At 56.0% G+C, this 12,819-nt stretch carries 8 protein-coding genes; all 8 read left to right on the top strand.

The features are described from left to right. Positions 1-256: 256 nt before the first annotated feature. The 8 genes from Q31a_RS12150 to Q31a_RS12115 all read left to right on the top strand — a co-directional run bounded on the left by Q31a_RS12150 (position 257) and on the right by Q31a_RS12115 (position 12,746). Positions 257-1,825: a hypothetical protein gene (locus Q31a_RS12150; protein WP_145077917.1), complete on the top strand. Its 1,569-nt coding sequence runs from the start codon at positions 257-259 to the stop codon at positions 1,823-1,825. A gap of 175 nt (positions 1,826-2,000) precedes the next feature. Beyond that, positions 2,001-3,302: a homoserine dehydrogenase gene (locus Q31a_RS12145; RefSeq protein WP_145077915.1), complete on the top strand. Its 1,302-nt coding sequence runs from the start codon at positions 2,001-2,003 to the stop codon at positions 3,300-3,302. Between the two features lie 35 nt (positions 3,303-3,337). Then, positions 3,338-4,552, top strand: coding sequence for a cofactor-independent phosphoglycerate mutase (locus tag Q31a_RS12140; RefSeq protein ID WP_145077913.1), 1,215 nt, complete (start codon positions 3,338-3,340; stop codon positions 4,550-4,552). A gap of 19 nt (positions 4,553-4,571) precedes the next feature. Continuing rightward, on the top strand, positions 4,572-6,359 hold the full coding sequence (locus Q31a_RS12135) for an aspartate kinase (RefSeq protein WP_145077911.1): 1,788 nt from the start codon (positions 4,572-4,574) through the stop codon (positions 6,357-6,359). A 16-nt stretch (positions 6,360-6,375) separates the two neighbouring features. Beyond that, on the top strand, positions 6,376-6,591 hold the full coding sequence (locus Q31a_RS12130) for a hypothetical protein (RefSeq protein WP_145077908.1): 216 nt from the start codon (positions 6,376-6,378) through the stop codon (positions 6,589-6,591). Positions 6,592-6,781: 190 nt separating this feature from the next. After that, positions 6,782-8,098 (top strand): glutamate-1-semialdehyde 2,1-aminomutase, encoded by a 1,317-nt coding sequence (gene hemL / locus Q31a_RS12125; protein WP_261342713.1) that lies wholly within the window; start codon positions 6,782-6,784, stop codon positions 8,096-8,098. A gap of 148 nt (positions 8,099-8,246) precedes the next feature. Then, positions 8,247-10,310 carry a redoxin domain-containing protein gene (locus tag Q31a_RS12120; protein ID WP_145077906.1) on the top strand — a complete coding sequence of 688 codons (2,064 nt, stop codon included), beginning with the start codon at positions 8,247-8,249 and terminating at the stop codon, positions 10,308-10,310. A gap of 78 nt (positions 10,311-10,388) precedes the next feature. Next, positions 10,389-12,746: an efflux RND transporter permease subunit gene (locus tag Q31a_RS12115; RefSeq protein ID WP_145077903.1), complete on the top strand. Its 2,358-nt coding sequence runs from the start codon at positions 10,389-10,391 to the stop codon at positions 12,744-12,746. Positions 12,747-12,819: the final 73 nt, after the last annotated feature.

The raw sequence follows: 12,819 nt of genomic DNA, 5'->3' as shown, positions 1-12,819 counted from the left end.
TTTCAATTTTGCGGAAAAACCGCACCCAGCGCTTGGCGGATTGCTAAGTCGATCATCCGCCATGCGGCGGGGTACGATTGAGCCGCGCCGTTGAGCGAAGGGGTTGGCTTCGATGCTCGCTTGCTGCTCAGCTCGCAAATTCGCCAACTGCTAGCCCCAAGTTGACAAGCAAAACTCCAGGTTGCTTTCGCAGCTACCTTCGTCGGTCCATATACCATTCGTGAAAATGCGATGTTTCCATGGATAGGAAATTGAGATGCAAACCAACATTCAAGAGCTAGATCAACTCAAACGCGTGCTGCAACTGGCACTCGACCAGCAGCTGATGTCCCGTGAGGAATGGGGACGCATGCTAGAAGAGGTAGAGCGTCTGACGAGCGAACAGGCTGACATGGAGTCGATAGTCGGATCTGCGATTTCGGCAGAGACCTGCAATCAGTTGGGCGAGTGGCTGGAAGGTCGTCGCAACGATCTCCAGAACGTACAGGCACTGCTCCCCGTCGTAACCGCCCCCCTTTCTGCCCGCCCGCTGATAGACGAAGCGAATTGGAAAGATGGAACGACAGCGGTATTGCCGGAACCGGTGCTGGACCTAGGGGGCGTCTCTTCGCCGGAGGTGCAAGCCCGGAACCAGAAACGCCAATTGCAGCTCGACGCATACTCCGATTTGAAGGTGAACTACGGGCATCGCCTGCTCTTGCTGCTCACCATCACTGGCGTGGTGGGGCTATTGTCAGCGGTCCTCATAGCGACGCTTTCCATACTTGACGGCAATAGTGGAGTGCAGGATAGCCGCCCGTACCTCCGCTCTGCTTCAGAATCCCCCTCGACCGAGATCCACCAGGAAGCGGGCGGGCGAGAGGTCGAAGCCGAATCGCCCGTTCCATCTCCAGACACAATTCTCCTTGGGCAGCCCAACTTAGAGTCAGACTTCGAGCCAGGCTCCCCTCCCAGTCCCTTGCAGGTCCCAGCAGCGCAGGAATTAGCAGCACAGGAATCGGGGGATGCCCTTGAAGAGAAGATTGCTACCGCTGCAGAGTTGGAAATCGAGATCGATGGTGTAGAAACTGACGAGCCCAAGCGGGAGGAAATCACGGGTATTCTGGAGGCCCCAGTTCCAGTTGCGTTCTCGTCCCAAACTCTCCGCGACACCAAATCGAGAATTGAGCAATTGGTGCAGACGGAGTCCTGGAATGAGGCGTTAGAGTTGCTGGACGACCGGCTGGCAGGCGAGCTGTCAGAGCGGGAGAACGAGCAATTGTTGCTTTGGAAGGCTGGGATTCTGTTTGCGAGGAGCGAAGACGACTCGATCATGGCGATGCCCGCCTTTAATTTCCTGCTAGAGGACCGGCAGTTGGAGATTATCGCACACAGCGAATTGTGGCAATCGCTCTACGCAGCAGGTCTGGTATTAGCCAATAAGGGAGTACGAAGGGGGGCGGTTCACGCGCTCACTTCGAAAATCGAGAAATTGGAGGCTGCAGGTGAGGAAAAGGATACCGAAAGCTCGCTCGGCAAGTTGCTGGAGTGGACAGAGGCACGCAACGGGGCGCGGATGGCCGATTTACCGGGTTTTACGCGGCGGATTGCGGACTTCGAGGCCACCGGACTGGATCATTTCTTCCTAATCTTTTCCAGCCTGAATGCGCAGAACAAAACCCAAGCCCACTACCACCTCAAGCAGGCCAAGACGCTACTCGACGCCGAGGAACAGGCAGATCAAACACGCTCCCAGTGGTTGCGAGAGTTGGTCAGGCAGCGTCTTTCTTTTGCGCTAGACCGTCTAGAGGGTTCGATTGTGGCCGGAGCGACGCCTGCAGGCTAAGGCGGCCCAAGGATTTTCCAATACCTGCCTCACAATTTGCATTGCCCGCCTGGGGCAAATTGGTCTCTTTCGAGTACGATAGTCGTCTCCAGCACTGTGGCTAGGATTGCTCAGTGCTTTGTAATTCCGCGTTCAGCCCCCTGCGCGCGGCAACAACGGCATCGGATAGGGACAGATGGAAAAGACAAAAGTCGCAATTGTTGGACTTGGCACAGTCGGTAGCGGAGTCGCCAGCCTCCTGTTGGATCATGGTGACCGAACTGCCCGCCATGCCGGGCGAACACTATGGCTCGAGAAAGCAGTGGTGCGTGACTTGAGCAAAGCTCGGGACTGCAACCTTCCCGAGGGTGTTCTGACGGATCAACTGAACGACGTGCTATCCGATCCCGAAATCAAGGTGGTGGCGCAACTAATGGGGGGGCTGGAGCCTGCGAGAGGCGTCATGCTGCAACTGCTGGAAGCAGGCAAGGATGTCGTCACTGCCAACAAGGCTCTGCTTGCCGAACATGGCCCTGAATTGTTTGACCGCGCTCGAGCCCTCGGCCGATCCATCGCTTTCGACGCGGCGGTGGCTGGCGGTATTCCCATCATCACGAACATGAGCCAATGTCTGTCCGCGAATCAGATCGGTTCAATTCAAGGAATTCTAAACGGCACCAGCAATTTTATTGTCTGCCAAATGGATGAGCTTGGTTGGAGCTACGACGCAGCGGTAGCAGAAGCTCAGCGTTTGGGGTATGCCGAAGCGGATCCCGCTATGGACGTCGACGGTTCCGATGCGGCCCAGAAATTGGCGATCCTCTCGCATCTCGCCTTCGGAGCGCGCATTCGCTGGAATGACATCCCCAAGACGGGCATCGATACCTTGGAGTTGACCGACCTGAATTTTGCCAAGGAACTGGGATATCGCATCAAATTGATTTCCCATGCAGAATTGGGGGCAGAGGGGTTGGAGCTGAGTGTCGCTCCCACGTTAATTCGCATGGGGCGTCCCCTGGCTGAAGTGCGAGCCAATTACAACGCCATCAATGTCGTGGGAGATGCCGTTGGAGATCTATTTTTCCATGGACAGGGAGCTGGCCAGATGCCTACCGCTTCCGCAGTGGTTGCGGATATGATCGATACGGCCGTGGGCCGTACGCCAATCACCTTCCGTACCTTGGAGCTGTGGAGCGAGCGGGAATCGGCCGTGAAGATACGGCCTGTAGACGAGTTGCCAGGACGCTACTACATGCGTTTCCAAGTCGTCGATCGCCCAGGCGTGATGGCCAAGATCACCAGCATTTTGGGTGCCCAGCAGTTGTCCATCTCCTCGATCATCCAGCATGAGCCCGACCAGCGTGAGGGTGGGGAGAGTGTTCAGCTAGTGATCATGACCCACGAGGCCCCCGAGGGTGCCGCCAAAGCAGCAGTGGATCAAATCATGCAGTTGCCGGTTGTCAGCGGCAAAAGTGTACGTATGCGCGTTATGGAATAGAGCAATACACCTCGAATTAATTAGGCAAGCTTGAGATGAAGTACGCAATTGTCATCCCGGATGGATGTTCAGACTTTCCGCTCGAGGAGCTCCAGGGCAAAACCCCGCTAGATGCAGCTCACATTCCCAACATGGACCGCGTGGCGTCTGAGGGCCAGGTCGCGGCAACCGACAACACCCCGGCCGGTTTCCCGGCGGGCAGCGAAGTCGCCAACATGACCCTCTTCGGCTACGACCCGCACCAGTATTTTTCGGGACGGGCTCCCATCGAAGCGGCCGCTCAAGGCATCGAACTGGGGGAGCACGACTGGGCCGTCCGCTGCAATCTGGTCACGATCGTTGACCAAGTCATGCAGGACTTCACCGCCGACCACATCTCAACGGAAGAGGCCACCGCTTTATTGCAAGCGATGTCGGCTGCGGTCAGCGACCCGACGCTCGAGTTCGTGCCGGGAGTCAGTTACCGCAATCTGCTGCTCTATCGCGGCTCGGCCGATCGCAAGCCCCCGTTCAGCGAGGACACGCGGACGACCGCTCCCCACGACCTGACGGATCTTTCGGTCGCAGACAACTACCCCAGAGGCCCCGGGAGTGACCTGTTGACCAACCTCATGGAACGCAGCATCACGGTCCTAGCGGACCATCCCGTGAACCAAGCCAGAGTGAGCTCTGGGCACAAGCCAGCCACGAACGTTTGGTTGTGGGGACAAGGACGCACGCCGCTGCTCCCTAGTTTTCACGAGCGTTTCGGTCTCAATGGAGCGATGATTACCGCAGTCGACTTGCTGCGTGGGTTGGCTGCATTGATCGGCTGGGATCGTATTGAAGTCGCGGGCGCCACGGGGTATTTGGATACCAACTATGCCGGTAAGGGGCAGGCCGCCGTGGAAGCGTTGGACAAATACGATATTGTCTGCGTCCATGTGGAAGCAACCGACGAGGCGTCCCACGAAGGTCGATTTGACGAGAAGATCAAAGCCTTGGAAGCGATTGACCGCTCCGTCGTGGGACCTGTGCATGAGAAACTCAAGACGTTTCCAGAGTATCGACTGCTAGTGCTTCCCGATCACCCGACTCCATGTAGCACCAAGAAGCACAGTCACGGCATGGTGCCTTTGGCTGTCTGCGGGCACGACATTAAAGCCTCGGGAACGTCCAGTTACAGTGAAACATCCGCAGCCGCATCGGGAATTGCTTTTCCCAACGGTTGGGAGATGATGGACGCCTTTATCCGCGGGCAGTTTTCTTAGTTTTGAAAGTAGTTGCAAGATGTCGTTGGTGGTTCAAAAGTTTGGCGGTACCAGTGTTGCCGATCCAGAGAAAATTCTATCGGCAGCCCGCAAGGCCATTCGAGCACAGCAGGCAGGCAAACAGGTCGTCGTGGTGGTCAGCGCCATGGGACACAATACGGACTTGCTCATCGATTTGGCTGGGCAGATCAATGAAGCCCCGCCTGCCCGTGAAATGGACATGCTCCTCTCTACGGGGGAACAAGTCAGCGTGGCACTGATGGCGATGGCCGTGCATTCTCTGGGCTACAAAGCGGTCAGTATGACGGGCGCTCAAATGGGCATTCAGACCGATAGCTCTTTTACCAAAGCGCGCATTCGCAACATCTCCCCTGAGAGAATCCAAAAGCTGCTCAATGATGGCAACATCGTGATCGCCGCCGGATTCCAAGGGATCGACGATGACTTCAATATCACCACGCTAGGACGTGGCGGAAGCGACACCACGGCGGTCGCACTCGCCGCAGTCCTGCATGCGGACGCTTGCGAAATTCACACCGACGTCGACGGGGTCTACACCACCGACCCTCGCCAGTTGCCAGAAGCGCGGCAGATGAGCCGTATTGGTTATGACGAGATGCTTGAATTGGCCAGTCTCGGCGCCGGTGTCATGCACAATCGCTCAATTGAATTTGCCAAGAAGTATGGTGTCCCCATTCATGTACGAAGTAGCTTTAGCGACACGCGTGGAACGCTGATCGTCAGTGAAAGCGAATCCCCTTCGGCTCCCGTCAGCGGAGCGGCGATGACCCGCGACGAAGCTCGCATTACCGTTCAGGGCGTACCAGACAATCCTGGCACCAGTTACGAATTGTTCAAGCTCCTGGCTGATGTAAAAATCACAGTCGACATGATCGTCCAGAATGTTGGAGAACAGAATCGCGCCGATATCTCCTTTACTGTCCCCAAGGAAGAACTCAAGCGGGCCGCCGAGACCGTCAGGTTTGCGGTCACAAGAATCGGAGCCACGGGATTTACAAGTGATGATGAAGTTTCGAAGATTTCCGTAGTCGGAAACGGAATGTCGCGACAAACCGGCGTGGCTCAAAAAATGTTTCGTGCGATCGCCGATGCTGGTATCAATATTCAAATGATCACCACCAGTGAAATCAAGATCTCAGTGCTGGTTGCTAGAGCCTCAGCTCAAGCCGCTTTGCGGGCAGTGCACCAAAGTTTCGAACTCTATCGCAAACCTGCTGATGCCGCAGATTGGAGCGAGCTCCCGACCCGCAAATCGAAAGAGGCAGATATTCAGTCGCTGGTTGCCGACTTGCATGCGGTGGATATGGAGCAGTTGTCTCTGAGCGAAATCTCTCTGTCAGAAGATCAAGCTCGCATTACCTTGTCAGGAGTTCCAGATTCCCCCGGATTGGCGGCTGAAGTTTTCGAGGCCGTGGCTTCGAAAGGAATTTTTGTCGATATGATCGTACAAAGCTATGACGGCTATCAGGGGCAAACCGGCATCAGCTTCACCGTGCCACGCGCTCAGTACGCAGAGTGCAGTAAGCTGTTTGGCACATTAAGTCAGAAATTTGAAGTGCGGCAGGTAAGTGGCAGTGAAGAAATCGCCAAACTTTCGGTTAGTGGTATTGGACTGCGCAGTCACACAGGTGTCGCCATTGGTATGTTCGAAGTGCTTGCAGAAGCGGGCATCAACGTGGAGATGATCAACACGAGCGAATTGCGAGTGAACGTCGTCGTAGAGGGGGCGCAAGGCGAACGAGCCCTGAAGTGCTTGCAGGCTAAATTTGCGGCCAATTTGATTTAAGCGAGACAAGTGCAACTTGCGCAATCCACCCCTTGAAACGCCTCCCGGCTGCGTGGCGGCTTGTCGAGATGGCAGCCCGCAACTTGGCGGCTCGTTGATTGACGTGTTGGCAACGCCATTGCCAAGATCGCAACGCCGAATCGAATTGAGTCGAATTGCAGCAGCAACGAATCCGGTATGGCTTACCGCCTTGTTGATGTTAGAAGCCATTTTAGATTTGCCACGTAGCTAGTGCCGCTATTCGCCCTATTGGGCAACCACCTGGCCTTACTCACCCTGCGGTCCCATCAACAGGCCGTTACACGGCGGGTTACAATACTAGGGCGCCGCGAGAGCAAGGCAGAGTATTGGGATGAGGCCGTTGGTCCTGTGTGCGTTAGGCACAGAATGTACTTTCAAGTTCGAAAAGGAAAACGCGAGTCGTGTTTAAAGCCCCCACAGTACCATTCAATCAAGAACGATCCCAAGCTGCCTTCGATCGAGCTTGTGAATTCATGCCAGGCGGAGTGAATAGTCCGGCCCGCGCCTTTGGTGCGGTTGGCGGTAAACCACTGTTCATCGAACGCGCCGACGGTCCCTTTCTGTTCGATATCGATGGCAACCAATTCGTCGACTTCATCGGATCGTGGGGCCCCATGATCATGGGCCATGCCCACCCTAAAGTTGTCGCTGCGATTCAAGAGGCAGTCGCCAAGGGCACCAGTTACGGAGCGCCAACGGAACGAGAGAGCCAGCTGGCAGAACTCATTACTGAAGCGGTCCCAAGCATCGAGAAACTCCGCTTGGTCAATAGTGGGACCGAAGCGACGATGAGTGCCATACGATTAGCTCGTGGAGCCACGGGACGCGATAAAGTTATTAAGTTTTCCGGCAACTATCACGGCCATGTTGACAGTTTGTTGGTGTCTGCCGGCAGCGCAGCTGCTAGCCTCGGTGTTCCCGATTCGCCTGGTGTAACCAAGGGAACGAGCAGCGACACCATCGTGCTAGAGTACAACGACGTCGCCGCTCTGCAATCATGCTTTGCTGAATACGGCGATCAGCTTGCTTGCATCATCCTGGAACCGGTCGTGGGAAATATGGGGTGTGTTCCACCCCAACCTGGTTTTTTGCAAGCTGCGCGTGAGCTGTGCACCAAGAGCGGTGCCGTGCTAATTTTTGATGAAGTCATGACGGGCTTCCGAGTTGCCTGGGGTGGAGCACAGTCGCTGTATGGCATCACACCGGATTTGACGACCTTGGGCAAAATCGTGGGTGGCGGCTTGCCGATGGGCGTCTATGGTGGGCGCAAGGATCTGATGGACCACGTGATGCCCGCCGGCAAGGTTTACCAAGCAGGCACGCTGTCGGGTAACCCCTTAGCGACTGCTGCAGGAGTCGCCATGATGCAACTTCTCAAAGAAGAATCGCCCTACGCCTATCTCGAGCAGCAGGCCGAGCGATTGGCGCAGGGGTTATCGGCCGCGGCTACTGCCGCCGGGCTCCCCCATCAAGTCCAAAGGGTAGGAAGCATGATGACGCTCTTCTTCTCTGAGCAACCGGTCCTATCCTGGACACAAGCCAACGAATGTCATCGTGAGCGATATGCGGAGTACTTTTGGGGAATGATGCGGGCCGGCATTTATCTTCCCTGCAGTCAGTTTGAAGCCCTCTTCTTCTCGTCGATGCATACTCCCGAGTTGATGGACCATACTATTGACGCAGCCCATACAGTACTGGGGGCGATGGCTGCGAACTAGAATCGCTAGACTCAGAGTCTCAACTTCGTAATGATCGTGGAGACGAAGTCCACTAAGCTACAGATTGGGGGCCCTGTGGCGATGGAGTCACGAACTCCCTCGCGCATGAGAACGCCCACTCCCATTCCCCACTCCGAAGGGCATACGCATGCAACCCAGGTTCACCTTCATGACGGCGCTCGTCGCAGTCGGGGCAACTCTTTTGGCTCCTGGCATCGCCCGAGCTGCCTCGCTAGCCTTCGAATCCCAATCGCCGCAGGGCACTCCCGTAGTGCTGAAGCCAGGAGGGCAGGCAGTCGTGGCTGTGGTCTTTCTTGGAACCGAGTGCCCGATGGCGCGGGCCTACGCCTCACAACTGTCCGAACTGCAATCATCCTATGCAGCCCAGGGAGTGCGCATCCTGGGAGTGATGAGCAACATTCAAGATGACGCCGAAAAGCTCGCGAAGTACGCTAGCGAATTGGATGTGCAATTCGAACTAGTGCACGACGCAGACCAGCAGATCGCAGATCAATACGGAGCCCAGCGGACTCCGGAGGCATTCGTCTTGGATGAACGATTGATGTTGCGTTATCACGGTCGCATTGACGATCAGTATGCGCCAGGCATTGCCCACTCCAACGCCTCCCGCAGAGACCTGCAGATTGCCATTGAGGAAATCCTGGCCGGCAAGCGAGTGTCCCTGGCTGAGACGCGTGCAGTGGGTTGCATCATTGGTCGTCCTAAGACTCCGCTAATTCAGGACTCCGCCGACCAGAATTCCTCGCAAGGCACGACACCGGACCAAGCCCCAACCTTTACCAATGAGGTGGTGCGCGTCTTGGCCAGAAATTGCATCGAATGCCATCGTCAGGGGGATATCGGCCCGTTTTCAATGGAGCGTTACGAAGACGTGATTGGCTGGGCTGACACGATGCTAGAAACGATTGAAGACGAGCGGATGCCACCTTGGCATGCATCACCCGAATATGGCGAGTTTTCGAACGCCCGTCACATGTCTGAAGAAGACAAAGAAACGTTGCGTCAATGGGTTGCACTAGGTGCACCTGAAGGGAAGCCGGAAGACCTGCCGCCGCCGCAGCAGTATGTCGATGGTTGGTTGCTACCGCGGACTCCTGACTTGGTCCTCCCCATGCGGGAGCAACCCTACCAAGTGCCGCGAGACGGCGTGGTGGAGTACCAGTACTTTGTGGTCGATCCTCAATTCTCTGAGGACAAGTGGATTGCTGCTGCCCAGGTCTTGCCCGGGAAGCGATCGGTGGTACACCATGCCATCGTGTTTGTCAGGCCGCCTGATGGCGCCGATTTCAGTGGTATAGGTTGGCTCGCAGCCTATGTTCCTGGCCAACGAAACTTGCCGATGCCTGCTGGGCATGCGCGTCACATTCCGGCAGGTTCGAAGCTAGTATTTCAAATGCACTACACGCCTGATGGGACGGTTCGCGAGGATCAGACCCAAGTCGGCTTGGTGTTTGCTTCACCGGAGTCGGTGACTCACGAAGTCTATACGATGATTGCGCTCGACCAAGAGCTGGAGATTCCCCCTGGCGTCCCCAGCCACCATGTAGAAGCGCGCTCGCAAACTCTACCGCGAAACGGCACTCTGCTGGCGGTCACACCCCACATGCACTATCGCGGAAAAGCATTTCGCCTGTTTGCGGGGAACACGAACAGCGAGATCCTGCTAGACGTTCCGCAGTACGACTTCAACTGGCAGCACACCTACCAATTTTCTCGGCCGATCAGCCTGTCTGATATCCAACAACTCAGTTTTCGAGCCGAGTTTGACAATTCGCCGAGCAATCCCTTCAATCCGGATCCGCAACAATGGGTTCACTGGGGCGACCAAACTTGGGAGGAGATGGCAGTCTCGTTTTTTGAAGTTGCTGAACCGCGTAGTACAGTCTCCGCTTCTCAGCCTCCAGTTTCCGATAGCGAAACATCTGGAAATTCCCCAACTCGCGTAGCCGGATCAGGGCCGCAATCCCATCAACAGGATGAGCAGCCAGTCCAGTCGGAGCGGCAAATCAAAATTGAGGCCTATATTGCGCGAGTAATGCGAGCCATGGATGCCAATGGAGATGGACTGATTCGCAAATCGGAAGCGGCCATCGTCGTTCGGCACGGTGGATTCCACCGGTGGGACCGAGACGGAAACGATCTGGTCACCTTGGAAGAAATCCGCCAAGTGGCTCAGGGGCTCTACCCTTAATATGGTTCGCAACTCTTTCTCCACCTCAACGCCCTGCCCCCTTCGCACGATGCACCTTCAAGATTTTAGTCAGCCGCAATGACAAATCGGACTTTTGAAAATCTGTCCCATTGGAGCTTACGGCATCGTCGTAGTGTTTGGTTGTTGGTTGGCGTGATCTCAATTGTGGCAGGTCTTGGCTTCTGGGACCCCGACTGGCCGCACCGCCTGCTGGCTCAATTTAGCGCAACACAAGAACAAGCCGCGACCGACGAAGCCGAGCAGTCGAGCGGTCGAGTTTTCTCCGATCCGGCAAGTAACGTTCGACCTTTGAGTCTCAGCAGTGCGGACACCGTGCTGGTCGTCGAATCGGACGATTTCTTCAATGAAGCCACCACCTCCGCATTGCGACACGTGGTGGATAAGCTGGAAGCATTGGATCAGGTGAGCAGCGTTCTATGGATGGACCGCGTGCCGATGCTGAACATCTTTGGACTACCGGAGCCACTCTTGCCCCGCGCCAACGGTTCGGAGCAAAGGTTTGCATCAGCCAAGGCCAAGGCCCTGACTCACCCCTTGGTCGTCGGGCAGTTACTGAGTGACGATGCGCAGACATTGCTGATGCTGATCAACCTGAACCCCTATTTTGTTCTGGAAGACGCTGACGCAACGACCGTTTTGACGGCAACGGCTCGCGCGGCTGCCGAAGAGTTCCCAGGAACCGATCTATCCTTTCGCGCAACCGGTCGCAAACCGACGACGATCGCTGCGGTCAGCGCACACGAGAGCAATCAGCTTAAATACCAAATCATCGGCAACGGCATGATCGTGTTGATGGCCTTGATTCTGTTCCGAGGTGTCCGCGCGGTAGTCATCGTGGCCCTGGCTCCACTCATGGGAGTCTTTTGGACGATGGGCTGCATCCGCTACTTGGGATACTTTGAGAATCCGCTCATTGATGTAATTTTGCCGATCCTGGTCAGCTTGGTGGCTTTGACCGATGGCGTCCACTTGATGGTGCAAATCCGCAAGCTCCGGGCCACGGGTCTGTCCCCCAACGCCGCAGCCCAACGCGGGCTGTCCCAAGTAGGCATGGCTTGCCTTCTAACCTCATTGACCACGGCCATCGGCTTTGGCTCCTTGATGCTTGCCGATTCCAAATGGGTTCAGCAATTCGGACTGTGCAGCACAATTGGAGTGGTGTTTAGCTTTCTCTCGGTCATTACCATTATCCCGCTGGCTTGTTCCACTTGGCTGGGACGCGGCATTGACGCCGGCCACAGTACGAATCTCATCGACCGGCACCTGGGCCGGATTGGTTCAGTAATCACTTGGGTGCTAGGCCATCGGACTGCGATTAGCGTCGGCGGTATCGTGACGACCGCCCTGTTGGTGGCCATGTGCATGACGTTGAAACCCGATCAACGTCAATCGGACGGGTTGCCACAATCCGCTGAAGCAACGCAGGCCATGCTGCATGTAGACCAAGCTTTTGGAGGGCTGGAGTTTGCAAATGTTGACATTCGCTGGGATGAGCAAACTCCCCGCGACTCGTCGGCAGTGCTGGAAGTGGTAATTGCCGTCGATGACCTTCTGGCCCAGGACCCCCTGATCGGACACCCGCTTTCGATTCGCAATCTGATCGACTTTCAACCGGGGAGCGGCCCCCCCAGGGAACGCATGTCGCTGCTAGAGTTGCTTCCGCCTCCCTTGAAACGAGCTTTCTTTATTCCGGAAGAGCGTTTCACCTTAATCACCTTTCGCGTTCAGGATTTGGGGATCGCGGCCTACGGTCCAGTCTTCGAGCGGATCGAGAAGGGCCTTGCCCAGATCCAGGAGCAGCATCCCAGCTTTCACCTAGAGCTGTCGGGTGGAGCCATTTGGCGATGGCATAATCTGTACCAAATCGTGGTCGACCTAGCGACCAGCTTGGGAACCGCCTCATTGATCATTTTGATTGTCCTGGCAGTGGTCTACCGCTCAATTCGAATCGGGCTGATTTCCATCATCCCCAATCTTTTCCCCTTAGCCTTTACCGGAGCCTACTTGGCGATGATGGGCTACAACCTAGAGATCGTGATGGTCTGCAACTTTACGATCTGCCTGGGTATTGCGGTGGACGATACGATCCATTTCTTGACGCGTTACCAAGAAGAGCAGACCCGCTTGACTCGGGAGCATCGCGATACTCAATCCCCCACGAAGATCAACGACCAAGCCATCAAGAATGCTTTTACCGGCGTAGGAACCGCCCTGATCATGACCACGAGTGTTTTGGTGGCAGGATTCGCAGTCGTGACATTTTCCGATTCGCGGGATCACCAGATTTTCGCCACGATGGGGGCCTTGACGATTGCAGCCGCCCTGTTCTGCGACCTCGTTTTCCTTCCAGCCCTGTTGAGTTACTTCCGCCCAGGCAATGCTAGCAAGCCCTTTGCGGTCAAAAAAATGCATTGAGAGTGGAACTAGGCAAGAAACGGCGTTGGCAGAGGATGGCTTAGTACGCTAAACTCGGGGTGGATGGATGATC

Source organism: Aureliella helgolandensis (assembly GCF_007752135.1).
GTDB classification, from domain to species: Bacteria; Planctomycetota; Planctomycetia; order Pirellulales; family Pirellulaceae; genus Aureliella; species Aureliella helgolandensis.
The sequence above is the reverse complement of the archived record's forward strand: the minus strand, read 5'-3'. Positions and strand labels throughout refer to the sequence as shown.

Excerpts from the sequence above, each read along its gene's own strand:
- Q31a_RS12120 (WP_145077906.1), top strand. The coding sequence starts at position 8,247 with ATGCAACCCAGGTTCACCTTCATGACGGCGCTCGTCGCAGTCGGGGCA.
- Q31a_RS12140 (WP_145077913.1), top strand. The coding sequence starts at position 3,338 with ATGAAGTACGCAATTGTCATCCCGGATGGATGTTCAGACTTTCCGCTC.
- Q31a_RS12150 (WP_145077917.1), top strand. The coding sequence starts at position 257 with ATGCAAACCAACATTCAAGAGCTAGATCAACTCAAACGCGTGCTGCAA.
- Q31a_RS12145 (WP_145077915.1), top strand. The coding sequence starts at position 2,001 with ATGGAAAAGACAAAAGTCGCAATTGTTGGACTTGGCACAGTCGGTAGC.
- Q31a_RS12135 (WP_145077911.1), top strand. The coding sequence starts at position 4,572 with ATGTCGTTGGTGGTTCAAAAGTTTGGCGGTACCAGTGTTGCCGATCCA.
- Q31a_RS12115 (WP_145077903.1), top strand. The coding sequence starts at position 10,389 with ATGACAAATCGGACTTTTGAAAATCTGTCCCATTGGAGCTTACGGCAT.